The sequence below is a fragment of the Pseudomonas sp. MWU13-2862 genome, assembly GCF_023242495.1.
GTDB classification, from domain to species: Bacteria; Pseudomonadota; Gammaproteobacteria; order Pseudomonadales; family Pseudomonadaceae; genus Aquipseudomonas; species Aquipseudomonas gingeri_D.
The window spans coordinates 1-25,294 of sequence record NZ_JALMEZ010000024.1 but is presented as its reverse complement, the minus strand read 5'-3'; the positions used below and the strand labels follow the sequence as shown (position 1 = coordinate 25,294).

Here is a 25,294-nt window from a genome sequence, read left to right as displayed (position 1 = left end):
AACGGCCTGCGGGCCAAGCTTGGGGACCTTACTTTTACGTGGTTAAATCAAGCATCCTGGTTAGGTACCATACTAATACCGATGAGCGGAGTATCCACATCGCTTCCTGGGCCTACAACGCGCAAGCCCGCGCCATTTCGAGCGTGCACAGCGGCGGCGCTCAGCGCCCCTAGGTGACCTAAAATGCTGACGGCTCAAGCACCGTGACCAATGAGCTGGGCAAGAACGCAATCTATCAGTTTGCCAACTTGGGCGGTGTGAGACGGGTCACGGTCATTGAGGGCAAGCCCTCCCCCAACTGTTCTGCCAGTAATTCGTCCTATACCGACAACGAGCGTGGCGAAGTGCTGACCAAGACCGATGCCAAGGACTTGAACACCACTTACATCTACAACGACTGAGGCCTGGAAGTCAACCGGACTGGCGCCAGCGGTATGCGGAGAAAATCATACTCGAATCCTTTTCACGAGCCATCAGTGCGCCATGACCTGCTGACTGAGGGGGCGACCTTGTACATCATAGGTGTATACCGTAGTGCGTATGGGATCGACAACCTTGGTGCGCAGAAAGCGAGTGGGGCCCCATTCGGTTGTGGTTGTACGAGCCAGCGAGGTGCCGCTGGCTTCGGTGCGGCTGATTTCCAGGCCCCTATCATTGTAGGTATAGGTGGTGATGTAACCCATAGCGTCGGTCTTGGTAAGCACTTGGCCATTATCGTTATACGTGTAGCTCGAATTGCTAGCTGGGCAGTTGGGAGAGGGCTGGCCCTGGATCGCCGTGATACGCTTGGCGCCATGAATGGTCTGGAACTGAAAAACCAGCTGCTTGCCCAGCTCGTTGGTCACCGTAGTGGAGTTGTCAGCGTAAGCGAAGGTGGTTTTCTCTGCACCGCCCGCATGTTCTGCCGTTAAAGTTTTACGATTACCATTATCTTCATAAGTCCAACTAGCGAATAAAACGCCTCTCTCATCGATGACGCCCACCAGTAAGTTCCTAAAATACTCATCGTCTTTATAAAGATATTGCCGAGTGCTTAACACCCCGCTCGCTGTTTTTTGCACCTGCTCGACGCGGCCTAAATTTAGTGTGTAAACGAACGTCGCATTGGGTGTGACGAGGGTCTTTAGCTGATGCCAATCGTCCTCAGTCATCGTAACCTGCAAACCATCTCCATTTGTGACTACAATAGTTTCATCCGAAGCAGTAACACTTATCTCAGTGCCATCAGGACTTCTGACCTTTTGCAGCTTACCGGTGGAAGAAAAGTAGTAAATCCTCCCATCGATCGCACTGTATATCCAACCAGACCCAAACGAAGAAAATAGCGCAGCATCAGTATTTGATGTATACCGCCCATCGGACAGGGTATATATAGACTCTCGACCATCCTCACGAACCACATTTACCGCATCATCTGCAAACGTTAGAAAATCTGAGTAGCTGTGTCGCCAGACACCGTCGACACTATTATAAAATCGCCGCACCGTTATAGCATTTCGAGCGCCGACGACGGCATCCACTTCAACTTGATAATTATTTCCGTTAGCCGCGTTAACCGGGTCACCCCGAACCGATGAAGGGTTTGAAGCCCCATTGCACAATCGCGACTCATCAGAGACACCTTTCTGAGAGTTTGCCCGACAGTAACCCGTAGAATACTCTAAGGATGTGTCATCTGGGCAGTCGCCCGTATAATATTCCAAACTTGTGAATGCAAGTGGCCCTTGATTCCACCAAGGGTAAGTCGCACTTGGAACAAGCATAACGCAATTATAACGCGTTCCACTTGGAAAACTTGGCGATTCCAAGTAGTGATCTAACGAGCCATCATAGAGAGAAATCCCCACCCCCCAAATGAGATCTCCTTCCGTTCGAAAGAAGTGCGGGCATAGTTCCTGAGGGGTGACTGCTTTCAAATACGGTTCCTTCCAAGCTCCGCCCTCCTTCCAAAAATGATAGGGTCTAGCCTGAGCGGGTTCTAAACCCAAAATAAGGGTACAAACAAACAACGCTATAAATAACCCAGCCCCACTTCGTATGCTTCGCTGCCCTCCCCAGAAAAAGACAAGTTCAAGCGCCCCTCTTGCATTGAAGCGGGAGCGGAGATCTTCCAGATACTTGGAGTCGTGCAATGGGCCTTCCTTAGCGATTGGCTTTTGACATAATGGGTTTGCCACGATGCACTCAGGCAAATCTCGATGGTGGAGTTTGCTTGCATTCGCCTGTGCACTCAACCCCTAGGGAACTCATCTGCCTCATGGATCGGGCCTTGCGCCGATGACATGATGACCACCACGCTCAGCGAGCACCTCATGGGAGCCGCTCACAACACAGCGAGCTACTGCGATCAATTCGAGCAGACAGCAGTGCTTGCTTACAAACAAGGCAACTCAAGCATCAGTGGCCCATCCGGATCCTCTGCTGCGCTCCAGCTCCACCAGCCCTCCGTTCCATAAACTCGGTCGTACCACTGGGTCTTCCGGGCCTTCTGCGCCAGATACTCGGGCGTGTTCATCCCGAAGACTTCCAGGGGAAAATCTTGCTTCATGTCCAAGAGCCAGAAGTCCGGGAAAAACTCGCATTCATCAGCGTCATAGCGAAGTGGTTTCTCAAAGCAGCGGCCGGCGGCGAAAAGCTTGGCTTCCAGGGTGGATTCGTAATCGGAGTCCAGTGGTATCCAGCGTTCACTGACGTGCATCAGGGCGAGGTCCAGGACCTGGGCGCGAGCACCGGTGTTGCCTTTACCCGCTTCCACATTGAGCTGAGCGATCACCATGACCCGAGCACCTCGCTTCCAGGCCGTGAGCTCTTGCTTGAATCGCTTCTCTATGTCCTGCCAAACCTCGGTGACCATGCTCAAGTACGGCATGCCAAAGGGGCCTGCCAGCGGCAGCTTGAGAACCGCCCCATCGTGCTTGCTCTTGTCGAAGCGCGCCAAAGGCGATACCGCAATTACTCTACGGTTACGCTGGATCGCATCCAGCACCACACCTTCGTTGGAGATTTCTGCTTTGGAGCGAGGGGTGGCACTGACCAGCAACACGTCGCTCAGGGTCATACGCCCCACTTTGATCCGGCTCGCTGTTTGACACAGGGCACTATGGACCAACCCGCTGTTACGCTTCCCCTCCATTGCCGGGTACCAGACGTTCAGCCGTGCCTCTTGCCACAGCAAGTGCAATAGCCCCAGCAGGGTCATCGCCGGTTTGCGGAGGCTCGCCGTGGGTTTGTGAATGCCCACTCCCTTTTCGGCACGCTCACCCTTCGCCACCTGCTCAAGCAGCCCGCGCGCCAGTCGCACACGCAAGGTGCCGTCATCGCCCTCCTCGACCACGCCCTGCTCATAGCCCTGCATCCCTGAGCGCTCAGGTGCTGGCGCATAAAAACGGCATTCGTTGGCATGCTCAGAACCTGTGCCGGCGAACCTGGCCAGGTGGAAGTCGTCGGTCGTTTCCCGGCGTTTGATGGCCAGCTTGCGCTCACCCTTACCCGGGCAGCGGCACGTGGCGTGAGTGCGACCGTAGGCCTTTTCCAGTACGGACTTCCAGCCCTTGGCGAACTGATCCTCCGTTTGAAAGGGCTTCGAGAACGGTTGGCCGTCGATCAAGACCGTGAAGCGCTCATTGAGCATGGAAACACTCTCCTTGTGCAGGCCCTTTGCGTTGGGCCCTTGTCCTACCGCTTGGCGTAAACGACTTCGGGATCACACCCGGTCGCAGATGTAAGTCGATACTCAGCCATGCGCGGTCGACATCCTCCTCTTGAATTCGTCCACGTTGAATGGCTGAGGCTCCCCACTGGACTCACCAACGATCAACGCAGCGCAAATAGCCTCGGAGTCGCCGTTTCGCTTTTGTTCGAGCTCACTCAGATCGCGAATGTACTCACTGTCATTGGTACGGTGACCAGCGTTGGCATGGGCTTTACCCCAGCTATCGTGCTTATCGGTCACCACAGCGACCTTGCCCAAGATGCTCATGATTTAACACTCCTGAAAGTGATCAATAGAGCTCATACCGCACGCTATGAGAACGATGAATCCCCAAATCACGGAGCTCCCATCATGTTCGAGCGCGCGCCGGCCTCCAAGGCCAAAGTTGTCACTGAATAAAAGGGGCTAACCGGATACCTCTCGGCCCGCCGCTAACGTCGGAAACCACGCCTCCCGGCACCCAGGATCACTGGCGCTCAAAACACTAGGCATAGACCCACGCAACGCAAGGAAACGTCTGACTATCTCATCCAGTGGGTTTGGCTCGACTATCTAGGCTGGTTCGCTGTCGTTGGCAGCACCTTCCCAGGTAGCCAGGACCTTCAAGGCTTCGGTGGGCTTTCAAGCTCATTGGTCATCTGTAGTTCGCTCAGCATTCGGAAGCGCGAACAATCGACGAAACCCTCGTCGACCGAATGCCTCCCCCACCGTGACGGAAATCCACCGTCAGGTGGGTCTCCTGATCAACTTTCCATACAGGAGACAGCATGACACTTGCGATAACGATCTACGACGCGTTGACGACCGCCAACGTTCCCCCTGACAAAGCCAAAGCGGTGGTAAACGCTTGGGAGGCCGAAGTGGAAAACCTTGCGTCCAAAGCTGACCTCAAACTGGTCGAGACTCATTTGACACAGTCAATCACAGCGTTGGGCGTTGAGCTCCGCTCTTCGATCAGAGAGATGCAAGCCGCTCTGCGCGAACAGGGGGCAGAGCTTAGAGCCGAACTCAAGGAACAGCGAGCCGACCACCGGTCATCCATTAGGATTCTGCAATGGGGTAACGGTGTGACGTTCCTCTGTGTGGCAGCGCCCTTTATCCGAAGTGTATTCGGGGTGTAGGCCAAGTCGTCTTGGTTTGAGCCACGGTACCAACCTTCAGCCACCCGACATACATCGGTGGCTCACTCGTAACAAGGCGTCGGCACACGCCGCGTCCTGATTCACCACCTATTCAGCCCATGCGGGGAACACTCCCCCGTACGGGTGCGTGCCTCTCCGTGTTGGGCTTTTTCTGGAGAGATCCCATGCAACTGAATGCCCTCACCCCGCTGCAACAGCAACTGATCAAACTGCCAATCGTGCTCAGTGCACGTACCTGGCAGGAAGCCGTTTACACCGATCATCCCTTTGAGTGGGATGACTTTGAGCAACGCCTAGTCGAAGTCACCAGGGCCAGCTATCGGGCCATTCTTCAACGGCCCGAGGTGTCGGTCCTTTGCAGTTATACCTACGACTTTGGCTTCTTTCGCTTGCCACCTCAGCATCTGCAGGATGAGTTTCACTGGCTGGACCTGCGCTTAGCAGTTGAGAGAAATCATGACGTTCCAACGCTGCTGCGGATCATGCTCAGGAGCGAAAACAGTCAATCGACTGGGCGAACTCTAGGCATGCTCTTTGAGCCAGGCCTGATGGTGATGACTCGTGGTGTCGGTCAGCTCAAAGAACAAGGGCTGCTGGACATAGCCCCATACCTGGGCCGCCACCTCGCCGGTGACTGGGGCGAGTTGGACGAGGACGACAAGCTGAGCAACCTTCAGGCGCTGCAGGACGGCACCCGACTGGTCTCGGCCTACGACATTGACGCTGGAGGCTACACAAGGCTTTACATCATCACCGAGGCAGACAGGAGCGCCACCACCCTGCTGCTGCCCCATGAGTCCTGACTCATTTCCCCTGCCCCAGCCTGACTGAGGCCCATCAACCGTCTGCTCACCTTCCCGGGTGAACAGGCGGTTTCCCCTTGCTGCACGTTGTGAGTCCCAGGTGCTGGTTCAATGGCGGTGCGGCCCTCGCATCCCACGCCATTTACCCGGATGCCTTGATCCGTGAAGACGGCGCAAGACCTCTGACAGCACCGCGGACTTCCTCTGAAACCAGGAGGTCCTCTATGCCCAGCTCCGTAGCAAGAGCGCGCGCCTATGCGTTCTACCGCCAGGAAGGTCGCTGCTATTACTGCGACTACCCCATGTATGTCACCTCGCCCCGAAAATACGCGCAGCTCTATGGCTGCTCGCGCCAGCAGGCCCTGCAGATGCAATGCACGGCCGAGCACCTGGTGGCCAAGTGTGAGGGTGGCTCAAACCGCCCCTCAAACATCGCCGCAGCCTGCAAGGTGTGTAACGTACGTCGGCATCAGGGCAAGGTCGCCCTGCCGCCGCAAGCCTATCGGGAGCTCGTACAAAGCAAGGTGATGGAAGGCCGCTGGCACCCGTTTCGTCTGGCGGGGTCAGTGGTTCAGCCATAGGCAGGACACAGCAACCACCCTATGGTCGTGACTACGACCATAGGGTGGATGTCATTCAGTCCCCCCGAGTTCGACACAATGCCCGCCACTGAGTTCGCAACAGCTTTATTTCCCAACCCAATAGCGGGCCGACTCAATCTTGGGCCGGCGCCAGAGAAAACTTAGTATTGCGTCCGGAGTGAGTGGACCACTACACACTGTGAGTGTTAGCTGGTAATGGCGAGTTATCGCTTTTTTGAGAGTCCCTGCCAGATAGGATTACTGGACGCTTACCTTGCCTTCTGCATAGCGCTCGGCTGTGGTATTTTTCGCCGCCCTGAAAGCTCGTTTCGGGTATGACTCAAGGATCGAAAGAAGAATGGAAGCGGGACAGATCACGCTGCCCAGTGGTAAAACTGCTACCCTGGCAGCCACCCACACATTGACGGCCGCCAACGACTCCACCATCAAGGTAGTGCCTGTTACAGCCCCCAAGCCCGTCATCTTGTTCATCGGGGGCGCTGGCGACCAGCAAAGCTATTATTTCCAGGGTGCCTTCCATAATATCAATTATGCGGCCGAGCAATTGCTTGCGCCGCTGGATCAGCGCTTTTCCAAGGGCGCTTATGTTGTTCGCGTCATGGGCTATAACGACTCCAAGGGCGAATCCGACATTCAGAAAAACATCAAAGCGTTCATCCCGACAAAATCATCCCCTATTTACATTGTCGGTCACAGCCTTGGGGGTTGGAATGGCGCCCACCTTTCGACGATTTTGGCCGATGAAGGGTATAACGTTCAGATGCTGGTCACGCTCGATCCGGTAGGGGAAGGATTTTGGGTCTGGGTGGGTTCTGATATCTACAAATCCAAACCCGCTCCGGTGGCAAAGATATGGATCAATATCAGGGCAAATCCTTCGCAGCCGGACACCTCCGACAGCGTGGCCAATTTTGGCGAGCGCTGGACGGTGACTAGCGGGCCATCCATCAACACCTCGGTCAACTTGAACCATGCGGTGGCGTGGGCGATGTTCGTTGCGCCTATTCAAGGTGGGCAGTCAGCGCGTGATCTGATGTTGGATGCGATCACCAGAAACCTTCAGCGATGAAAAGATCAATAGCGGCCATGTTTGCCTTTTCGGTATTGCCGGGGTGTGTGCAAACGCCCCGAATTCCTGCGACTGAAATCAAGTTGATTTCAATTCAGGCTGAAGAACACCTCTTGAAGGCCCACATCAGCGCGAATCGAGAGTTGACAAGTTTGTTCAGAACTTATGAAAACGCTAACCAGTTGCCGCCATCGCTGATCTGTTCACTGGATGGTGATCGCGACTTTTCCGTCAACCATCGCATCAAGTTAAGCGCATCGGGGACAGTTGAGCTGGACCAAGATCAGGCAAGGAATGGCCGCTTTAACTATACTGCCATCCTTTTTCTCGTAGAGAAGAGCGACGGCGGTTCAAATTACAGTGTTGATCCTGTACAGATGATGCAATTGAATGCGCTGGAACCGAGCATTTCTTGCAAGGTCGCTATCACCGCTTACGGGTACAAGGCCTTTTATAGCAATGAGATTGAGGTGTCGAGACATCTGTTTTTTGATGCGCTGGGCAGGACGTCGCACTGAATGCTCGAAGCAGCCGAACTGAATGGCAACGAAGTCAGCTTGCATATGGATCCAGTGGAGCGGTCTCTGTTCTGGGGCATGCTTCAATAATCGGTGGAAATGACACGGGCTGTGGTGGATTCCCTGCTTGAGGGATCGTCCTCATCCCATCTCACATCACCGGCATTAGACGGTGGGCTTCAAATACTACGCCTGCCGGTCAAGAAGCGAATTCGTGCGAAGCTGCTGGCCATTCGGGATGAGCTGAAACGTCTGGGTGGTTTTCGTTTGGCGGTCTGCCGTCTATGGCGACAAGCCCTCACACGTCGTAACCAGCGTAATCGGCTTCAATGGTCACGCTATGGACTTCTACATACCTAGACCCAGAAATGCACATCCTTGCCCTGAGGATCGCTTCGCGTCACATACCCGAGGCAGGAGCCGTATGCGGGATCTGTGCGGGGAGCGGCAGGTAACTGCCGTCCCTACCGCGCGCGCCACCAGATCCGGTCACATCAGTTCAACAATGGGCGCCACCAACGAAAGCTGAAGAAAAAACTGAACATCGTATCCGGGATTGGTTGGCTACTTTCACTATGATAGTGCTAGCGTGAAGAGCTTGGGACACTTATCGAAGAACATTTTGAGCACGACCTGGACCTGCCTTGCCTGGGAGACATCGCCCCCCTCCGGTGACCGCCAAGCACCTGTTTGCGTCCTGACTCGGCATAGAAATGACACCTGAGTTGATCGTACTTGGGAAGGTGATCTTACTGGGCGCTTATCGGAACAAGAGATTCATGATGAACCTTCGGGTCTCGCAACTCGTGCGCGACCCGAAGGATTTTATACGCGCTTAGATCCGGATGATCTGAGTGATATGCGGCTTGCCCTTGATAGGCGCGTAAATTTCCACGATGGCTTGCCAGCTCGTTGACGAGCCTGGCTGGGTCGCTTTAGTTTGATAGCGATAATTAGTGCCATTAACGATCTGGCTCGAAACCAGTTCAGGTGTGTAATGCACACCGACGAGTCCCTCCAGAGCTTCTTTGAATACTTCCTTATCTTTTGGAGTCAGTTCGTGGTAGCCAGTCCATCCGCCAACGAGGTTTTCTTGAGCCGACATATGATAAATCTCCATATTTAAGTTCCTACTCGTCTGGCTTTTCGGAGTTCGCCCCGTTTATTGAATGGTTTCCGGAATCCATTTCCCGAACAGCTTTCCGTATAGCCCTTTTGCCGTGAACAGGGCATTTGGAAAAACACCGCTATCAGCCGCACGAATCGGGCAATGCAGGCCATGAATGGGCAAGCGTGCACGAGCGTTTGATTGTGGAAGATTGGGTGGTGTTAGCCAGCTTCAGATCCTCGTCCTTGATAAAAATAGTCATCAATGATTGATAACTGCCAGCCCCTCTGCGTCTTGTCTGCGGCGGCTCTGCTTAGGCGCATGCCTCTTAATGGTTTCAAGCTATCAAATAAAAAAGAAAAGTATGTCCGCATTTAACGGCACGAGAGGTAAGACATTGGCTATCGATATACTTTTAACCGACATATAAACCTACCAAATCGCTATATAGGACCTCATTTTTACATAGTATTTTTAGCGCATCTTCCGCGAAAACAGAGTTACGTAGAGGGCTTGACTGGACATATAACCTTGGCCGCGCAAGCACCCACTCGCCTCACTTTTTTGACCTCACTCGACGAATTGGCCGCCACGTTGGAATCGGTGGGGGGCAACGTCACACGGCTTGCCGCCTTTTCTGGAGGACCGGTGCAATTCGGATTCACCGATCTGAGGGGGCGACCTGATGACGGGCTTGCCTTTTTCCAGAGAGGAACCGCTCAGGCCCAGGACCGAGTGAGGACTGATGACAGACCTGAAGGTATCGTTCGTCAAAAAAATCGCGCAGGTATTGACCCGCATCGCCTCGATGCTGGAGGTGCCTGAATGACTTGGGCTTTGAGGTCAAAAAACCCTTCATCCAAAAGCCATTGACGCTCCCCAACCACGAGCGCTGAATACTCCTTCAGCAGTCACAAGGGGAGTGCCGTATGTCACAGATAAAAATCTTGGCCGGGGACTTCCTTGACGGGCACGCAAAGCATGAGGGCGATTCCATCATTGTGGAAACAACTCTATGCCCGTGGCCCGGGTTAAAGCTGCCCCTCTCAGAAATCTCAAAAATTGAGGTCATTAGTGAGGCTTCATATCAGAATATAGGAGGCTCGATGGGCCTTGGTTTGGTAGGTGCGGTGGTACTGGGTCCGGTTGGCGCTATTGCAGGCCTGATGCTTGCTGACGAAGAAAGAGAAATTACATTTTCACTCGACTTCTGCAATGGTAAATCGCTTCTTTGCGCGACCGACGGACGCACCTTCCGAGGTATTGAGAGCGCTGTGGGCCAGCCAACGTTATTCCAGTCACTCAAATCGTAAAAGTGGTCATTTGCGATCACGATCTACGACGTGTTGACGACTGCCCCCTCCGACAAAGACAACGCGGTGGTAAGCGCGTGGAAGGTCGAAGTGAAAAACTTGCCTCAAAGACTGTGAACGAGCCCCTGTTGATCCAGGCACACGCCAACCCGCCAACAACCCCTGATACAGCCTCCAGCCGGTGGAAAAGTTTTCGCAGAAATAAGAAGCCGGTTCTGGACACCCTGCTGATTGAGCAGTACGGGTTGTGTTGCTACAGTGAAATTCGCCCGGACCGAATGGGCTTGGGTTTCCACATCGAACACGTCGAAAACAAAAGCCAGCACCCCCAGCGCACCTTCGACTACAGCAACCTGGCGGCCAGTGCCCTGGATAGCGAAAGCGATTTACAAATACTCACTACTCAAGGCACTGAAGCATTCGGTGGCCACGCACTCGGCAAGTCAAAAGGCGTCAATTTGACCCTGTTTGTATCGTCTCATCAGGCAGACTGCTCGCGTTTCATCGCCTACCTGTCCGATGGTCGTGTGGTACCGGCTGACAGGCTGTCCCCTCAGGATGAGGACCGTGCTCGCTACACCATCAAGCTGCTCAATCTCAACAGCCCTTATCTTCAAGATTTACGTCAGCGCTGGTGGGAAGAGCTGGAAACACTTATCGACGAACACCTTGAGGACGACATGGACCTGCATTGTCTGGCGGGTGTTGACCTGATCCCCATCGGTCACGGCCTGAGCCCGCTCTTCAGTATCACGCGCAATCTTTTCGGGCGCATCGCCGAGGAGGTTCTTGAGCAGGGAGCTCCTAACTTGCGATGACCAGGATGAATGTACTGTTTATCTGCGGTAAAAATCGGCTCCGTAGTCCGACCGCCGAGCATGTGTTTGCGTCCTGGCCGGGCGTAGAAACGGCCTCGGCCGGTGTTGGCAATGACGCTGATGTCCTTGTGGATGGCGAGCTTCTGGAATGGGCCGATCTTATATTTGTCATGGAGCCCGTCCATCGCAGAAAACTCGCAGCCCGATTCCGCTCTGAGCTGGCCAGCAAACGCGTGATCTGTCTCGACATCCCGGATGACTTTGACTACATGGCGCCTGAGCTGATCGAGCTGTTGCTGGCCAGGGTGCGTCGGTTTCTACCCGCTTAACGATCAGTTGGCTGGACCGACGGCTACGATCTGCGGCAGACAGCCCGCAGGTGAATTTGGATAGCCGTGTCTAAGAGGTGAATCGCAATGACCACGAGTGAGAGCAAGATGGAGCTTCGTCGGTTAATGCTTGAAGCGGCTGAAACCGGGCTGAATATCAACGATATCGAGCCCATGGGAACACGACTCGGGATCGACTCTCGTCAGCTTGTGAACGAGCTTGCACTCGCTGTGGCGAATGGTTTCAACGCGATGACCCTCGACTTCGATTTCTGTATTCAGGTCATGAATGGACTGGAAGGCGTTGTGGCTCAACTGGCCGTCGATGGCGAAACGCCGGAGCCTGCCCTTTCCATCTATCTGGCTTTCGATGCCGGCGAGTTCAAACGGCTCGACGAGCCGGCAGAGGTCTGCCCTGCTGAGAAATACACGAGGCCGATGATTGAGCGAATCTTGCTGGAGCGTATCGATGACCGGGGCTGACCCACGCCATCGTTACGACTCTTATCGCCCGGGTTTGACCAGTGACGCCCCATGAACTGACTCGAGCCCCCTGAGGCATCCACTCAACCAACAGTAAGCGCCTCGGATAAAATGACGTCTTCTGCCAACACATTGAAGGCTAAATTTTCTGACAAAAAAAGAATGCAGAAATGCCTCAGTAGCGGTGGCGCATGGCTCGATACCGAGCGCCATGCCTCAGTCGTACGCTCCAAGAATTCTGACTCCTCAAACTCCGCCAAATCGCCCAGGTTCAATGCATCCGGCTTACCGGACAGATCAAACATTGCCTCCCCTGGGAAAGGTATCTTCATAAAGCTTCGGGCGCCCTTAAATCTGAGCTCTACGCCTCGAGGTCATCAAACTCCTCTCAATCAACCGGCAGCCCGGCCTGTGCGCACATTTCCTGACGAACGCGTTTCAGCGATACGCGCCCCTGCAGTCGACTTAGGACATCGTTGATGATCATCTGCCAGTATGGGGAGTTCGAGTCGCTTAGCCTCTGAACTACCTCCGGGGCTATTTTTTTCAGGACCTCTGCCATCGCGCACTCGAGTTCCCTTGAAGGGACTTCAATGGCGTGAGGCAGACGTTCGTAGTGCTGCCCATCGATAATTTCATCTATAACTTTTGGGTGCCACACTGTACCAATTTGCGGATCGTTTCCTCCTTGAATACCAACTCTTCCTACATAGATACCAGCAAGGATCGCAATTTCCCGCATGAGGTTCAATGTGGTCCCCCCCATGGTTAAGACACCCCTTGGGCTGTAAAAAAATACCGGAGAGCCTGACATCCCACTCTTCGAAGCACTGTCGATCAGGTACTTGGGTTGCTCATCCCAGCCGTGTTGTACGGAAGAGGCTATCGTGGCCCGCTTCCAGACAGGCTGACCGTGGATATCTTTCAAATCATGGGGGTAGCCCGGTATGAATAACTCATCAGTGATGGCGACCGAGTCAAGCCACCTCTGACTCATCTGACGGTCTGGAAGGTAATTCTGGGCAGGGCATAGCTTTGCCACCTCGCCAGCCGGAACGGTATGCAAGAGATCTATCTTACAATGTTCCACATTCCCATCAGGATGCCAGAGCTCCATATCATGGTGTATGCAAGGATCAAAGGGGATCGCTACCACGTCGATCCGAGGCCAGTTCACGGGATGAATGTAGAAAGACGCAGAACTCTCGGTGTAGATGGGTAAAACAACACGCCAGCGGGATACATATGCACCGCGCTTCACCGCTAGCGATACGACTACGTTGTCAGGTACAGCGGCATTTTTGCTCAGGTAGCCGAGCGTTTCCGTGTGTAGCCCAGTGACGTTGTGCCAAGCCGTCACAATGAAATACTTTTCGTCTCTAAGGTATAACACTCCAGTGCCTACCGAAAGCGTTTCGAGGCCGAAACGCATAGTGAGATGTACAACCGAGTTGCTAACAGCAGCCATAGATGTTTCCTTGCTGAGGAAATTTCACTCAGATACTAGCGAATTTATTTTGATACTGTAAGTGGCGCCAGTAACGCAGACACATATTAGACAGCAATTCAGGGCCTTTTTCCTCTCAATCCAGGCATACTATTTGCCTCAGCACAAGTCAGCCCGCCCGCTCCCGCTCGGACAAGCGCGACATGAAACAACCGTCCCCTTCACAAATGCCTTAAAAAAGCACAAAAAAACCCTATTAGTCCCTATGTCACTACCAGACGAATCATCGCAATCTCGGGTTAGCAGATACCATTTTCCTTCCGACAACAGGACGGAGATTAATACTTTTAACGATGTTTTGGGCACCATATTTTTCCCTCTACAAATCATTCCCAAGCGAATTGAATGCCTTGTTGATCGGCCATCTAATGACAAACGATTTAATTCAGAATAGTTACTAGGGTGTACCTGGTGCGCTTTTCCTTGCTCACTCTGCGCCTCCTACGCGACTTTAAAGTCTCTAGCCGTGCATACATGACCGTATGACCGGGGGAATCAAAGAAAATCCGGGGAACCAGATTCAAGGGATCTAAGCCGCCTTTTCATTCAGTTCACGAATAATCTTCCAGACTACGGCAGCAAGCTGACCATCCTTCAGAGCGGCACCTGTAATCGCTGGACCTGCCCGATCAGTAAGTCAATACTTATCAATAACTGCCGCCGTAGCGTCAGTGTTGCTATAGACGTATTTGTGCAATAGACACCTGGCAACTGGCTCAAGGTGTAAAAAAATTCTGACGGCCATAGTGCTGCACATACCACTACAGTGTATCCAGACCTTGAGCAGAGCAAGGCTGTATTTCATCGAAGCCAAATATTCGACGCTACTCTTTGCCGCGACCACCCACGGCCGACTTTCATGCTGTCATCCGAACAGGAACAGTTACTAGTGGGCAACTTTTTTCATGAGCCGGTTATCCCAGCAGATGAATCCGGCCAATTATTGGGATAAGAGCTTCGTTAGCGCATTTAAAGGCTATCGCGTCCGCTTAAAAATAGGCGGACAACATCGCCCTTAAATCTGGAGCTCGGAAAGTGTGTTCACCGCACCCTTACCAAGCTCCTCGGCTACTTTACGCTTTGCTTCAGCGGACTGGGCCAAGCGCTCTGCACGGGTGCCACGTTGCTTTGCTTGTCCCATCTGTTCTGCTCCTATTCCGTGGTCAGTATCGCAGGCGCGAAAATTGGCGTCCTTCTACATCCTCGCCCCCGGTGGCCGGCGCTTAGGTGTACCTGGCGCCTTTCCTTGTTTTTGCCGAGCTTTTTCCATCCTCCATTCTTTGAACTGCTATTGGGGCTCCGTCACTGATCAAATAGATATAACCCAACCTTTGAGAGCTAATTTCAAAATGGCAGTTTGCCACCTTCCATTGCTGAAGCTATACCTACGAGAATCGACTGACTCATATCCGAGGTAACATATTGTGACTATTCAACCTTCAAACATCTGGCTGAAGGGCAGGCTAGACATCAACGTTCTCTTAGCATGTATTCTTGGCACCTTACTTCTGATTATCATGATAGTTATGGCTACAAAAATTCCAAATCCAAGCGGTTTCCAGATAAAAATTTTCACAGTGACTCTTGCACTTGCTGCCGGCGGCATTGGCGCTACAATACCGGGATTTCTTAATATCCAGCATAAGAATTTTTTCAGAGCTGGAGGAGCAATGGCTCTCACCGTTATGGTTATATATTTTAACCCCCAAATAACCAGCAGCACAGTTAACTTGGTAGAGCCAGCGGAGCCAGCAGAGCCAATAGCGCTAAATTACTTAGAGCTTACCGACGGTGGTAAAATTTCTCTCTCTTGGAACGCAATGGATCCCGACCTAAGAAGCCTCTCATTTGACAGTCTTGAGGTTATGGAAAAAATGTATGGCTCATTCAGAGCCCCCTTGGGAAATATCATAATTCGCAAAACTGTTGGAGTGCAATCCGTGCAATCCCCTGCTGGATTCCCAGTAGGGCTTTATAGAGGAGTATCATATATAACGCATTTTTCAAGTGATAATGAATGCAGGATGGAATATGTGGTTTTAAGAGCTACTCAAGACCTTGTATGGAAGGTCGCATCTTATTCAATCACTCCATACCTTGTGCATTGCTCTTAGGATGGCGCCATGAATCGTACTCGTCGGCATGCTCCAGTTTGTCGCGCTCGATGGTCATCTCGGCTTTTCCCTTAACAGGTCAGCTGGAGGCCAGCAGCTCTAGTCTTCGAGGTTCATGCGATTTTTGTTAACGGAGGCGATGGTTTCCTTCCTGCCAAGCAAAATTTCGATGAACCGCTGACCCTCGTCACCGTGTTTGTTTACATATGCGGCCTCAAGCTCTGGTCGGATATCCCAGACCAAGTACCATTCGCTGAGCTTCCATCTGTTGCCTCTCCTAACGTTTTGCCGAGCGTATCGTAGTGCCGCGTCGTTCCGTTTCATGGGGACAAGACGCTCGAGGCTGAGGGTCTTGTAGATCGGTGGGGGGGGGGTACCATTACCGCCGTGGATTCCCGGAAATTTCAGCGGCGAAGACCTGTGCCAGTGTAGTCCAGGGCTCGGGGGCAGACCTAGCCGCGTTTAGATGTTGGGGGCTGGTTAAATCTACGAACTGAAGAGAGATCGCCAGCATATATTGTGTGTAAATTGTCGAGAAGATTGTTTGCTAGGACGTCATTCTCTGCAATGGCTGCCATGCCTACATAACCCATAAACGATAGTATCGAAGACCAGTGCAGCATGCAGACAATATGTTCGTTCTTATAATTTCTGACGATTTCGGTGGAGGTAATTCGCGCTCGAACCTGGACAGCCCCACCATGAGTGAACTCATTGAGCACACCCCAAACGGCCTGCTTGGTTTCTAGCAGAGCTTGACTGTCGAAGTCCGAGAGATTTCCTATGTCAGTAAGTAGTTCTGAAATTCTTGGTGGTTCCCCACCTTTGATAAATGAGTTTAGCTTGGAGTCTAAGGCGCAGCGGTGATACCAAACGCCACGGACATATGCCTCGAACTGTGGACGCATTAAAGCGAATGCAGACCCAAATAGCTCTTGATTGGTTAGTGTGTGTACTGCCTGATGATGTTCAGTGCATAGGTGAAAAAGTGATGCTGCCACGCGGCTCCGGACAGATGGATCGATTTCGAGCCCATCGACAAGGGATGATGATTGGACCATCCATCGCTCAGATTTCTCGATAGCGCTTTGCAGGTCCATGGATTTTTTAGTCCTGTCGTTTGAATTCATCGGGTCTACGCGATTTTTCGTTGAAGTCTAACGCAACGATAGGTAATGCATGACTGGTCAGAACGAAATGTCGCGTAGGCAATTTCCGCGAAGGTTACGGCGTATAGGCCCTTACGAACAATGACTACAAGTCGCTAAGTGGTCGAGAATTCGCTTGGGCTTTCCTATTTTCATGCGCTCTACCCTCGTTTCAGTGCCTGTGGTACTGCGAAAAACAGCATACCGAATCTAGGTGAGCGAGACAGCGAAATGTCCCCCCTACTTGGGTTTATCCGCACAGTGGCATTTGGAAGCCGTGCAAGGTTCGCCATTCGGGTGATGATCGGCGCATGCCTGGCAGCAGTAGTGCTTACCGTGACGCACGACCGCATGCTCGCCAACCTTGCAGGTGCAGTGGGGGCAGGCGCAGGTTTGTTCATTCATGATCGGACTCCGGTGGTCGGGTGGTCGGGTGGTCGGGTGGTCGGGTGGTCGGGTGGTCGGGTGGTCGCCAAGCATCGTGGTGCAACGCGCATGAACAGCTGACTGACGAAGTCCATCATCAGCCTCCACGTGCGCCCTCACAATGCTCCTTTGTCATTGTCTCAGAGTCATCGCCAGGCTCTGCTGTAACAAGCCTAGTCCATCAGTAGGGAGGTGCTACAGCTCAACAACGAATGAGCGTACATCCAGAACAATCTGATCACCGGCGACTTGCTCCTATCGTTGGCATCATCCGGATGCTCCAAGCAATCACTGTTCGCAAGCAATGTTTTGAGCCTGATGCCCCTGGTAGCGCTGTGTCCGTTTCACGGTGAGGTAACCAACGAAATCGGTCGCCAAGAACTTCGCGCACAGTATCCTTAACCCGAACAGCGAAATCCCTAGGCTGCCCCTACGTGACCGCGAACCTACGCTGTCCTGTCGCCTCTATGCGCATGGCAAAGATCCCTTGGTCAAAGCTCACAGAGGGGGGCTTCCCTTTTTCTCGCGGCCTCGCTGGAGTTCTCTGTTCTGGCACCGGTTTCGGTTGGGGTGTCGGTTCGCTGGTTGGTGCCTGCGGACTTGCAGGAGCTGTTGCTGCAGCAGGGAGCGCAGTAGGGACTGGCAGAGTCGCCGCGGGTGGAGCGGTGTAAACGAAGGCGAAGACTCCAATCCCCAGCGCCGCAGCCCCGAGCATCGTCAGACCTTTGCAACTTACTCTGTAAAAGAAGCTCTCGGCCTGCTCAATAGGATCGCCTACCATTTTCTTGTATTCGGCTTCCGAGAGAAAGCGATACAGCTTCGACTGCCAATCCTGGCGCAACTGCCGCTGAATGTTTATGAATTTACGGCCCGACATCACGTTCAGCGTCGTGTAGCCAAATGCAACCGCCATCACGAGTGAAATGAGGTACGGGTTGATCTGCAGCGTGAGCCGCGCAACGATCAAGCCCAAGCCCACAGTTAGCGCTGTCGAGATCGCTGCGATCGCCTGGCGGGTCGCCTCTGTCGCTTTGGAGGTTTCTTCAGTGACTGCCTTGCGAAGGTCTCCCAGGGATTTGAGGGTGTCCTTGGTGATCTCTGAGACCGCCATCTGATAGGCGATCTTCCCGCAATCCAGTGCTGCCGCAAGATTCTCCCTGAAGTACTGAAGTGCCTCTCCATCCGCCCTGCCCGATCGAGCGATCTCAGCGGACAGAAGGATATGCTTCACTTCGGCTTCACGTGCGTTGTCGAACACCCAGACTGCGGCATCCTGTACGACCTTGAAGTCATTCAGCGTGATCTGCGCGGCACCATCGATCGCCTCCGCGAGCGTCAGATTGAGCTTGGGCGGCCCTTTAAAACTGAGCTTGCTCCCGCTAGCGTCGATATCGTTCGCAAAACAACGACTCAGGGCATCAAAGGCCTGGGTTGCCCAGACCATGTGCAACGGGTCAGCTTCATCGAGCTCATGGCCCTCTGCGAGCAGCCAGTGGCGAACGTCCTCGGGCACAGTACGGACGTCAGCTGACTCTTTCACCAAAAGCCGGGGCGACTTCGTCGCTTGAGATTCGACATAGGCCTCTTCTATGCCCCAGTCGCTATACGCGCGAGCACGAGTATTGAAGGGCTTCAGCAGGCCAAGGACGTACCATCGTGATGCGGAATGACCGTTGTCGAGGAAGGCTTTAAAGCCCGCCTCTGTGGCCACGTACAAGACCGCAGTCTGATCATGCTCCTCCGGAAGCGGTTTCACGAGCTCAGCGCGAAACGGCCCGAAAGCCTCATCCCCCTCTTCGACCTCGGTTTCGCCACCGGCACTGTCATACATGGTGATCGACCAGGCAGCAGCGGAGGCGGCCTGAGCGATCGACCGAGCAGCATCAGCAGGTAGGTCAGACACAATGAGAGTGGCATTCCCCTCAGTGATCAGCGCCTGACGCTTACGTGACAGATCGTTAAGAAGGCTGGCCAGGCTTTGGTGTGACAACGCTGTCCTCCATGACCCTATCTGTGTCCACGATGATTTGTTTCTTGCCCCCTTTCAGCTCTACCACCTTTACGTTCGGGTTTTCCGCCCTGTCGGGGAACAAGATGGTGACGCCTTCGGTGGTGACGATCTTGCGCATGTAGGGCTGCCGGAGGATCTTGCGATCAGGTTCGAAGCTGAGCTCATGCAATTTGCTCTTCTTAACGCGGGTGCGGGTTTCTTTCTCAAGGCGACCAGCTATTTTTTCGTCTTTGGGATGACCAGCAGCCAGCATCACAGCCTCCACAATCGCATCTTCATCAATCAGAGAGCGAGTGCCGAGGTTTGCTTGGGCTTTCTTCAGGGCCTTGGCCACATCGTGGCCTGGCAGATGCTCGATACAGGCCTGGAGCGCCCCCTTGAGCACCTTGCGGGTAAGCTCGCTCAGCTCCGTGTCCGAGACGTCCCTGGTCACCGACAGGAAGTCGGCAAAGTAATCGGCCAGATCTACGCCATGCTTCGTACGGTCAGTGGCCGAAATGTTCTTGTCGGTAATACCACTGATCACACGGACGAGCGCTGTCTTCTGGATGGCCTTCTTTTCGTCTACCAGGGCGTTCACGATCCGGCGCAGCTTGTTGCCTGGAGCTCCGTCGTTCTGCTCCAGAGCCAGCTTGTAGTCGTACTTGATAAGGCTGTAAATCTTCACATTGGGGTCTTTGACCGACAGCTCGAACATCAACAAAACCCCATCAGCACTGCCGCCGACGTGTGCCCGGTTAAAGCTGGCAGCCAGGCTCTGAGCACCATCGACGAACGGGGTGGCTCCGGTCGCAATGGCTTCAATTTCGTTCCGGGTCGTAGACACAGCCTTGAACATGAAGACCGGCGCAGCAGCCATGTCCACAATTTTACCGATAAAAAATGCTTCCTCCTCCAAGGCGCGCTCCGGCTGTGACTCGAAGTTCTTGGTACCCACCACGTGCAGGATCATCCGAGTGATCTTGAGTGAATCTATTTCTTCGTCCGAAAAAAAACTCATGCGATCTCCATGTAAACAGCGCCCTCCTGCCCGGCAAGAGGAAGCACTCGCCTCGGCAGGTACCATAGGTGGCAATGACGCATCGATTGCAGCCTTGCAGAGGCCGGTGCCATACCCGTAAACGTGGGATCGGGCGTGATGCAGTGGTCGGAGCATATACGTAAAGACTGGCAAGCAGCCAGTATATCGGGCCGCGTGTCACTTAGGGTGGGATAGACAGGAACTGCACGAACGCTGGAGGGGATCCGGGGCTGGAGGGTGTCCATTCGGAGCGGAAAAAATGGACTTTAAGCTACACCGCTGAAAGCCAGTATTTGCGAGGTTTTAAGTGTCCATTTGTCCATCTCACTCACTACTACAGAACTCCCCTAAAAAAGCCATTGCCTGGGATCCTGTTTTCTAGCTGTGATCGCGTGTCGTTTTAGAGAGTATCTAGGTTTCTGTTACCTGGATCTTTGCCATGACGCTATCGCACCCTCTCCGGTTGCTCGGCCTGACGACCCTGCTGACCGTTGCCCCGACCTGTTTCGCCAGCACCTGGGTCATCACTGACTCCGCCCACCCTGTTGAGGTGACACCTGACGTCCGTCTGTTCCACTTGGATCGACTTGATCAGTTAGAGGCCGAGCTTTCCAGTTTGCTGCCGGACGACCCGGCCCAGGCGCAGGCTCTCTTTCGGGAAAGCCTCACGGCCGAGGCTGCTGCCGAGATCAGTCAAGCTCACCAGGACGTGGTGGATGCCTGGAGCCTGGGCGTCACCAAGATACCGGCCGTTGTCGTGGACCAGCGCTACGTCGTCTATGGCGATCCAAACCTTGAGCAAGCGCTCGCGAAGATCGAGCAGTTCAGGAGGGATCAGCCATGAGCCTTTGTACGCCGCGTCGAAGCGTTAAATCGTGGGTACCGGTTCTCCTGGCCCTTCCCTATTCGACCCTGAGCCTTGCCCTGGACACGGCCACCATCGTCCCGTCGGTGTCGTCGCCGGACTGCATGAACTACCAGGTCGTGGGGGTGTGCTATTGGCTGCGGTGCACCACCTTTGGTTGCGACGTGAACACGTCCTCAAAGGTTCGGCATTACGTGCCCGATGCCGTGGTCTCCAGCTATTCCTCCACGGGTGAGAATCCCTGGACAGAGGTCAAACTGCTCAGCCCGACCAACCCGACGGCCCAGGGCGGTGGCAGCGGTACCACCAACAACTCAAACGAGAACAACCTCGCCGTCTTCAAGAACGTCGATGTGATCGGTCACCCGGGCATCGCGGCGTTCAATGCCTTTGCCAGCGGGTCGGGTTATACGTGCGCAGGAGCCGGTACACCCTATGTGCCCAACCTGCTCAGTACCCTGGACCCTCTCGGCTGGCGCCATGGCATTCCGGAAAGCATCTATCCGCCTTCGCTGATCCCGGGCCTGCGTGAAATCGGCAGCCGGTTGGCGTTGAACCTGTGGGGCAGCGTCTATCCGCGCAGTGGTTTTCTGCACCAGCCTGACGACTACAAGGCCTCTGCCGTGACGGCTCAACGCGCGGGGGACATCGTTACCCGCCCAGGCCAGTTGCATGTCTACCAGCCGCTGTTGGCGCTGCCCAGCCCAGGCTACTGGCCCGCGGGGGAACTGCGCGAGTCCGATCCCAGCACGGGCAAGTGGCAATCGCTGACGCCGGTGCTCAGTCAATCCTGCTCGGTCTTCCCTCACCCGGCCCCCCTCCCACAGGCCCGGGACGGCGGTTATGCCTGGTCACTGTGGCGCCCCTACACCTGCTGCAAACGAGAGGGCCAGACCTTCCTCGGTAGCACCGGTCCTCAATAACGTCTTTCCCCGATTTTCGATCGTCTCTCACGAAATGGAGCTTCACCCATGACTCGGATGTCATTGTTTCACCCCTCTTCAGCCACCCCCTGGCTGGTCCTCCTCGCAGCCCTGTCGAGCCCCCTCACCTTCGCAGCGCCCCCCAGTTTCACCAGCACCGGCAGCGTGATCGGTGACGATGTGCTGTACCGCATTGGCGGTGGTAATGCGGTCTCCATGGGACGTGCCGGCAACATGCGCAGCATCGGCGTAGGTGTCGGCTGGAACAGCAACCTCATGTGCGGAAACATGGACCTGTCCACTACTCTGCACAACCAGCTCAATGGGCTCACCGATGGTTTTCAGAGCATCATGGGGAGCCTGATTCAGAATGCCACAGGTGCCGTGGCATCCTTGCCAGCGCTAATCATCCAGCGGGCAGACCCGGCCCTGTACAACCTGCTCACCAACGGCATCCTGCAAGCACGTCTGGACTTCGATCGTTCCAAGAGCACTTGCCGCGCCCTGGCCGAGCGCATGATCAATGTGGCCGGCAGCCAGAGCGGCTGGGGCTCACTTGCCGAAGGCCAGGCCCTCAAGGAAGCCATGAGCCAGAAAAGCGATGCCGTCGCGGTGACGGCCCAGGCCGAGTCGGACAAGGGCAACACCGGCATTCCCTGGGTCGGTGGTGACAAAGCCGGTGGCCAGGGCCAGCCACCGATCCGGGTGGTCAACACCGTCACCAAGGCCGGCTACAACCTTCTCAACGGTCGTGGTGCTACAGAGACGGGAACCATTGCGCCGGTCGACTGCAACAACGGGATGCTCTGCGGTGTCTGGCGCTCACCCGATGAGGCTGCGACGTTCGCCAACCGTGTCCTGGGCGAAGTGGAGCAGCAGACCTGCGAAAACTGCACCAAGAGCACCACCACGGCGGGTGTGGGCCTGACGCCGATGATTCAGGAAGAGTACGAGAGCAAACTCCAGTCACTGCAAGCGCTGATTTCCGGTACCCAACCGCCCAGCCTGGAGAACCTCGCCGCTGCCGGCAGCAGTTCGATGCCCATCACCCGGGGCGTCATCACCGCGCTGCGCGATGAACCTGACCAGGAGCTGTTGGCCCAGCGCCTGGCGTCGGAGATTGCAGTCACCAGCGTGCTGGAGAAAGCCCTGCTGCTGCAACGTGCACTGCTGGCCGGCAACAAGGAACCCAACGTCGCCGCCAACGAGATCGCCACAGCAGCGGTGAACCAGGAACGTGAGTCTCTACAACAAGAAATCACCAACCTGCGGACTGAGCTGGAGCTGCGCCGCGCCCTGACCAGCAACTCCCCCGCCGCCATCATCGCCCGCCACACCGAGCGCAAGGACAACTCCCGCACCATCTACGAAGGCGACCCGGACACCAACCGCCTTGAGAGCGTGGAGAAGGACGTCAACAGCCGTCGGAGGACGCAGCCATGAGCACGCCCTCTTCTTCCCGCTTCAAAAGCCTGGGCATCTGGGGTCCCATCGCCGTCACCTTGTTGGTCATCGTCATCGCCGCCGCCTTCAACCTGGGCGGCGTGTATGTGATGCAGGGGTTACCGGCCTGGCAGACCTGGAGGTCCAACACCTACTGGTATTTCTTTGCCTGGCGCATGGCGCTCTACAGCGTCGCCCTGCTGGGGTGGCTCAAGTACCGCGCACGTCTGCTCGAGCGTGGGCCGGGCCCAAGCCCACAATGGCGCAAAGCTGAAATCGCGGTCGTGCTGGCCTTTGTCCTGATGGAGCTGTCCCGCGCCTACACGCAGCTAGGAGGCTGATATGACCCTCTACACCAACGACTATCTGGAGTACTACCTCACCCTGGTGGGCTGGCTCGTCGGCAACGGCATCTGGGACGTGCTGATGGACTCTGGGCTCTTCGCCCTGCCGTTCTTTGCGATCCTGCTTCAGGAATGGCTCAAGGCCCGTGATGAAGGCGCCGATGAGGGCAACAAGGGCCTGCTCGCCGCCACCCGCATCGAGAACCGTCTCTGGCTGGCCACTGCCGTGATCATGTTTGCGGGCGTGCCCTTCATTGAGCTCAACCTCACGACCCTGCAGTTTGATGACAGCCGTTCACAGCAATGCCAATACCAGGTGCCGATGCCCGAGGACACCGGCTGGGGACGTTCCTTCACCTCCCTGAACAACCAAAGCGCCCGCGTGCCGGTGTGGTGGTGGTTCGTGCACTCGATGTCCAAGGCTGTGACCGGCGCCGCGGTGGCGGCCATTCCGTGTGGGACGGATCTGCGACAGATGCGCATGCAGGTCAACACCACCCGACTGCATGACCCAGTGCTCACCCAGGAAGTCGCCGACTTCACCAACGACTGCTACGGCTACTCCCGGGCCAAGCTGTTCATGAGCCGCCCCACCCTGAGTGACGAACAAACCAATGACATCAACTGGATCGGCTCCCGGTACTTCAACCAGCAGTCCGGGTACTACGACACCTACCACTCCAAGACGCCGAGAGCCGAGTGGCCCTACGATCCGGTGCGAGACATGGGGTTGGCCGAGGTCACCCATGGCGGCGGTTACCCGACCTGCAACCAGTGGTGGGCCGACAGTGACCAGGGGCTGCGCGCACGGCTACTGTCTCAGGTAGACGTCACTCTGCTGGATCGCTTTGTGCGGTGGGCCAGCTCCATGCCCCAGGATGAAGTGAACGATGCGATCATTCGGCAAGTGGTATCTCCGAGCAGCCAGCACATGACACAGGGCAAGGTCTACACCGACTACGGTGGCCAAGTCGGCGGCTCATTGTTCAACGTCATGAGCCGCGTGACAGGTGACGTGGGACTAACTGTCGGCACCATCGCTTACTTCCCGGCAATGGACGTCGTTCGGCAAGCCCTGCCCATGGTGATGGCGGCGCTGAAGATGGCATTGGTTATCTGCATGCCGTTGCTGCTGATTTTCAGCACCTACGACCTGAAGGCCGCCGTCACCGTGTCGGTGGTCCAGTTTTCCATGATATTCGTGGACTTCTGGTTTCAGCTGGCACGCTGGATAGACACCACCATCCTCGACGCCCTATACGGCTGGGACTCACCCCACTCCAGCCTGAACCCACTGATGGGTCTGAACAACACGGCGGCGGATATGCTGCTGAATTATGTGATGGCCGCGCTGTTCATCATATTGCCATCCTTCTGGATGACCTCATTAACTTGGGCCGGGATCCAGGCGGGCTCTGCTCTGCGAGGGCTAGCTGAGGGAACCAACGATGCCCAGCAACAAGGAAGCAAAGGCGCTGGGACAGTAAAGAGTAAATTTAAAAAACCATCATCCAAAAAAAAGAAGAACTGACGACTATAGGTCACGATAAAATGCCGGATCGTTAATATTTTCAAGAGAGTATGGATCAGGAAAA

General features: G+C 54.9%; 26 protein-coding genes. 16 read left to right on the top strand and 10 right to left on the bottom strand.

What is annotated here, in order from left to right; all coding sequences use genetic code 11:
• Positions 1 to 203 precede the first annotated feature (203 nt).
• The gene (locus M5C56_RS30610; protein WP_103498610.1) at positions 204 to 401 is read left to right on the top strand and encodes a hypothetical protein; all 198 of its coding nucleotides are present in this window, start codon (positions 204 to 206) and stop codon (positions 399 to 401) included.
• 72 nt (positions 402 to 473) lie between these two features.
• Here the strand turns inward: M5C56_RS30610 and M5C56_RS30605 are convergent, their stop codons facing one another.
• The 3 genes from M5C56_RS30605 to M5C56_RS30595 form a co-directional block, all read right to left on the bottom strand.
• Complete coding sequence (locus tag M5C56_RS30605) at positions 474 to 2,132, bottom strand: DUF6531 domain-containing protein (protein WP_247263448.1); 1,659 nt, start codon at positions 2,130 to 2,132, stop codon at positions 474 to 476.
• Between the two features lie 242 nt (positions 2,133 to 2,374).
• Complete coding sequence (locus M5C56_RS30600) at positions 2,375 to 3,631, bottom strand: DUF1173 family protein (RefSeq protein WP_103498608.1); 1,257 nt, start codon at positions 3,629 to 3,631, stop codon at positions 2,375 to 2,377.
• Positions 3,632 to 3,733: 102 nt separating this feature from the next.
• Positions 3,734 to 3,979: a type II toxin-antitoxin system ParD family antitoxin gene (locus tag M5C56_RS30595; protein WP_103498607.1), complete on the bottom strand. Its 246-nt coding sequence runs from the start codon at positions 3,977 to 3,979 to the stop codon at positions 3,734 to 3,736.
• 500 nt (positions 3,980 to 4,479) lie between these two features.
• Here M5C56_RS30595 and M5C56_RS30590 point away from each other — a divergent pair, with 500 nt between their 5' ends.
• From M5C56_RS30590 to M5C56_RS30570, 5 genes are all read left to right on the top strand, one after another.
• On the top strand, positions 4,480 to 4,833 hold the full coding sequence (locus M5C56_RS30590; protein WP_103498606.1) for a DUF1640 domain-containing protein: 354 nt from the start codon (positions 4,480 to 4,482) through the stop codon (positions 4,831 to 4,833).
• 185 nt (positions 4,834 to 5,018) lie between these two features.
• Positions 5,019 to 5,657, top strand: a complete 639-nt coding sequence (locus M5C56_RS30585; RefSeq protein ID WP_247263447.1) for a hypothetical protein — start codon at positions 5,019 to 5,021, stop codon at positions 5,655 to 5,657.
• 224 nt (positions 5,658 to 5,881) lie between these two features.
• Complete coding sequence (locus M5C56_RS30580) at positions 5,882 to 6,238, top strand: HNH endonuclease signature motif containing protein (RefSeq protein WP_103498605.1); 357 nt, start codon at positions 5,882 to 5,884, stop codon at positions 6,236 to 6,238.
• Between the two features lie 358 nt (positions 6,239 to 6,596).
• Positions 6,597 to 7,328, top strand: coding sequence for an alpha/beta hydrolase (locus M5C56_RS30575; protein WP_103498604.1), 732 nt, complete (start codon positions 6,597 to 6,599; stop codon positions 7,326 to 7,328).
• A gap of 17 nt (positions 7,329 to 7,345) precedes the next feature.
• Positions 7,346 to 7,846: a hypothetical protein gene (locus tag M5C56_RS30570; RefSeq protein WP_247263446.1), complete on the top strand. Its 501-nt coding sequence runs from the start codon at positions 7,346 to 7,348 to the stop codon at positions 7,844 to 7,846.
• A gap of 835 nt (positions 7,847 to 8,681) precedes the next feature.
• Here the strand turns inward: M5C56_RS30570 and M5C56_RS30565 are convergent.
• The gene (locus M5C56_RS30565) at positions 8,682 to 8,966 is read right to left on the bottom strand and encodes a hypothetical protein (protein ID WP_247263445.1); all 285 of its coding nucleotides are present in this window, start codon (positions 8,964 to 8,966) and stop codon (positions 8,682 to 8,684) included.
• Between the two features lie 917 nt (positions 8,967 to 9,883).
• Here M5C56_RS30565 and M5C56_RS30560 point away from each other — a divergent pair.
• The 4 genes from M5C56_RS30560 (at position 9,884) to M5C56_RS30545 (ending at position 11,897) form a co-directional block, all read left to right on the top strand.
• The gene (locus M5C56_RS30560; RefSeq protein ID WP_103498602.1) at positions 9,884 to 10,267 is read left to right on the top strand and encodes a hypothetical protein; all 384 of its coding nucleotides are present in this window, start codon (positions 9,884 to 9,886) and stop codon (positions 10,265 to 10,267) included.
• Positions 10,268 to 10,395: 128 nt separating this feature from the next.
• Positions 10,396 to 11,085, top strand: coding sequence for a retron system putative HNH endonuclease (locus tag M5C56_RS30555; protein WP_103498601.1), 690 nt, complete (start codon positions 10,396 to 10,398; stop codon positions 11,083 to 11,085).
• A 5-nt stretch (positions 11,086 to 11,090) separates the two neighbouring features.
• Entirely contained in the window at positions 11,091 to 11,414 is a 324-nt protein-coding gene (locus tag M5C56_RS30550) for a low molecular weight protein tyrosine phosphatase family protein (protein WP_247263444.1), read from the top strand.
• Between the two features lie 87 nt (positions 11,415 to 11,501).
• On the top strand, positions 11,502 to 11,897 hold the full coding sequence (locus tag M5C56_RS30545; protein ID WP_103498599.1) for a hypothetical protein: 396 nt from the start codon (positions 11,502 to 11,504) through the stop codon (positions 11,895 to 11,897).
• An 83-nt stretch (positions 11,898 to 11,980) separates the two neighbouring features.
• Here M5C56_RS30545 and M5C56_RS30540 read toward each other — a convergent pair whose 3' ends face one another.
• Positions 11,981 to 12,202 (bottom strand): hypothetical protein, encoded by a 222-nt coding sequence (locus M5C56_RS30540; protein WP_103498598.1) that lies wholly within the window; start codon positions 12,200 to 12,202, stop codon positions 11,981 to 11,983.
• Positions 12,203 to 12,285: 83 nt separating this feature from the next.
• Positions 12,286 to 13,365, bottom strand: coding sequence for a hypothetical protein (locus M5C56_RS30535; protein WP_103498597.1), 1,080 nt, complete (start codon positions 13,363 to 13,365; stop codon positions 12,286 to 12,288).
• 1,463 nt (positions 13,366 to 14,828) lie between these two features.
• Between M5C56_RS30535 and M5C56_RS32510 the strand changes: the two genes are divergently transcribed.
• A complete protein-coding gene (locus tag M5C56_RS32510; RefSeq protein ID WP_103498596.1) occupies positions 14,829 to 15,518 on the top strand; it encodes a DUF4019 domain-containing protein in 690 nt (229 codons plus the stop codon).
• Between the two features lie 452 nt (positions 15,519 to 15,970).
• On the opposite strand, the gene M5C56_RS30525 is transcribed toward M5C56_RS32510, so the two are convergent.
• The 4 genes from M5C56_RS30525 to M5C56_RS30510 form a co-directional block, all read right to left on the bottom strand.
• Positions 15,971 to 16,618: a hypothetical protein gene (locus M5C56_RS30525; RefSeq protein WP_247263443.1), complete on the bottom strand. Its 648-nt coding sequence runs from the start codon at positions 16,616 to 16,618 to the stop codon at positions 15,971 to 15,973.
• 288 nt (positions 16,619 to 16,906) lie between these two features.
• A complete protein-coding gene (locus M5C56_RS30520; protein WP_100943706.1) occupies positions 16,907 to 17,071 on the bottom strand; it encodes a metallothionein in 165 nt (54 codons plus the stop codon).
• Positions 17,072 to 17,522: 451 nt separating this feature from the next.
• Positions 17,523 to 19,082 (bottom strand): hypothetical protein, encoded by a 1,560-nt coding sequence (locus M5C56_RS30515; protein ID WP_103499421.1) that lies wholly within the window; start codon positions 19,080 to 19,082, stop codon positions 17,523 to 17,525.
• Positions 19,051 to 20,103, bottom strand: coding sequence for a hypothetical protein (locus M5C56_RS30510; RefSeq protein ID WP_103499420.1), 1,053 nt, complete (start codon positions 20,101 to 20,103; stop codon positions 19,051 to 19,053). The genes M5C56_RS30515 and M5C56_RS30510 overlap by 32 nt, the downstream gene beginning before the upstream one ends.
• A 460-nt stretch (positions 20,104 to 20,563) precedes the next feature.
• On the opposite strand from M5C56_RS30510, the gene M5C56_RS30505 reads away from it, so the two are divergent.
• Genes M5C56_RS30505 through M5C56_RS30485 form a run of 5 tightly spaced genes read left to right on the top strand, consistent with a single transcriptional unit; the run spans position 20,564 to position 25,230 of the window.
• Positions 20,564 to 20,968 carry a TIGR03757 family integrating conjugative element protein gene (locus M5C56_RS30505; RefSeq protein ID WP_103499419.1) on the top strand — a complete coding sequence of 135 codons (405 nt, stop codon included), beginning with the start codon at positions 20,564 to 20,566 and terminating at the stop codon, positions 20,966 to 20,968.
• Positions 20,965 to 21,912 carry a TIGR03756 family integrating conjugative element protein gene (locus M5C56_RS30500; protein ID WP_103499418.1) on the top strand — a complete coding sequence of 316 codons (948 nt, stop codon included), beginning with the start codon at positions 20,965 to 20,967 and terminating at the stop codon, positions 21,910 to 21,912. Before M5C56_RS30505 ends, M5C56_RS30500 begins: the two co-directional genes overlap by 4 nt.
• A 48-nt stretch (positions 21,913 to 21,960) precedes the next feature.
• Positions 21,961 to 23,355: an integrating conjugative element protein gene (locus M5C56_RS30495; protein ID WP_103499417.1), complete on the top strand. Its 1,395-nt coding sequence runs from the start codon at positions 21,961 to 21,963 to the stop codon at positions 23,353 to 23,355.
• Complete coding sequence (locus M5C56_RS30490; RefSeq protein WP_103499416.1) at positions 23,352 to 23,696, top strand: hypothetical protein; 345 nt, start codon at positions 23,352 to 23,354, stop codon at positions 23,694 to 23,696. The genes M5C56_RS30495 and M5C56_RS30490 overlap by 4 nt, the downstream gene beginning before the upstream one ends.
• Position 23,697: 1 nt before the next feature.
• Positions 23,698 to 25,230 carry a conjugal transfer protein TraG N-terminal domain-containing protein gene (locus M5C56_RS30485; RefSeq protein ID WP_103499415.1) on the top strand — a complete coding sequence of 511 codons (1,533 nt, stop codon included), beginning with the start codon at positions 23,698 to 23,700 and terminating at the stop codon, positions 25,228 to 25,230.
• Positions 25,231 to 25,294 lie beyond the last annotated feature (64 nt).

What these genes read in the sequence shown, in the direction of transcription:
- M5C56_RS30600 (WP_103498608.1), bottom strand. Translation starts at nt 3,631, where the DNA reads ATGCTCAATGAGCGCTTCACGGTCTTGATCGACGGCCAACCGTTCTCG.
- M5C56_RS30595 (WP_103498607.1), bottom strand. Translation starts at nt 3,979, where the DNA reads ATGAGCATCTTGGGCAAGGTCGCTGTGGTGACCGATAAGCACGATAGC.
- M5C56_RS30590 (WP_103498606.1), top strand. Translation starts at nt 4,480, where the DNA reads ATGACACTTGCGATAACGATCTACGACGCGTTGACGACCGCCAACGTT.
- M5C56_RS30585 (WP_247263447.1), top strand. Translation starts at nt 5,019, where the DNA reads ATGCAACTGAATGCCCTCACCCCGCTGCAACAGCAACTGATCAAACTG.
- M5C56_RS30580 (WP_103498605.1), top strand. Translation starts at nt 5,882, where the DNA reads ATGCCCAGCTCCGTAGCAAGAGCGCGCGCCTATGCGTTCTACCGCCAG.
- M5C56_RS30575 (WP_103498604.1), top strand. Translation starts at nt 6,597, where the DNA reads ATGGAAGCGGGACAGATCACGCTGCCCAGTGGTAAAACTGCTACCCTG.
- M5C56_RS30570 (WP_247263446.1), top strand. Translation starts at nt 7,346, where the DNA reads ATGTTTGCCTTTTCGGTATTGCCGGGGTGTGTGCAAACGCCCCGAATT.
- M5C56_RS30565 (WP_247263445.1), bottom strand. Translation starts at nt 8,966, where the DNA reads ATGGAGATTTATCATATGTCGGCTCAAGAAAACCTCGTTGGCGGATGG.
- M5C56_RS30560 (WP_103498602.1), top strand. Translation starts at nt 9,884, where the DNA reads ATGTCACAGATAAAAATCTTGGCCGGGGACTTCCTTGACGGGCACGCA.
- M5C56_RS30550 (WP_247263444.1), top strand. Translation starts at nt 11,091, where the DNA reads ATGAATGTACTGTTTATCTGCGGTAAAAATCGGCTCCGTAGTCCGACC.
- M5C56_RS30545 (WP_103498599.1), top strand. Translation starts at nt 11,502, where the DNA reads ATGACCACGAGTGAGAGCAAGATGGAGCTTCGTCGGTTAATGCTTGAA.
- M5C56_RS30540 (WP_103498598.1), bottom strand. Translation starts at nt 12,202, where the DNA reads ATGTTTGATCTGTCCGGTAAGCCGGATGCATTGAACCTGGGCGATTTG.
- M5C56_RS30535 (WP_103498597.1), bottom strand. Translation starts at nt 13,365, where the DNA reads ATGGCTGCTGTTAGCAACTCGGTTGTACATCTCACTATGCGTTTCGGC.
- M5C56_RS30525 (WP_247263443.1), bottom strand. Translation starts at nt 16,618, where the DNA reads ATGGACCTGCAAAGCGCTATCGAGAAATCTGAGCGATGGATGGTCCAA.
- M5C56_RS30520 (WP_100943706.1), bottom strand. Translation starts at nt 17,071, where the DNA reads ATGAATGAACAAACCTGCGCCTGCCCCCACTGCACCTGCAAGGTTGGC.
- M5C56_RS30510 (WP_103499420.1), bottom strand. Translation starts at nt 20,103, where the DNA reads ATGAGTTTTTTTTCGGACGAAGAAATAGATTCACTCAAGATCACTCGG.
- M5C56_RS30505 (WP_103499419.1), top strand. Translation starts at nt 20,564, where the DNA reads ATGACGCTATCGCACCCTCTCCGGTTGCTCGGCCTGACGACCCTGCTG.
- M5C56_RS30500 (WP_103499418.1), top strand. Translation starts at nt 20,965, where the DNA reads ATGAGCCTTTGTACGCCGCGTCGAAGCGTTAAATCGTGGGTACCGGTT.
- M5C56_RS30495 (WP_103499417.1), top strand. Translation starts at nt 21,961, where the DNA reads ATGACTCGGATGTCATTGTTTCACCCCTCTTCAGCCACCCCCTGGCTG.
- M5C56_RS30490 (WP_103499416.1), top strand. Translation starts at nt 23,352, where the DNA reads ATGAGCACGCCCTCTTCTTCCCGCTTCAAAAGCCTGGGCATCTGGGGT.
- M5C56_RS30485 (WP_103499415.1), top strand. Translation starts at nt 23,698, where the DNA reads ATGACCCTCTACACCAACGACTATCTGGAGTACTACCTCACCCTGGTG.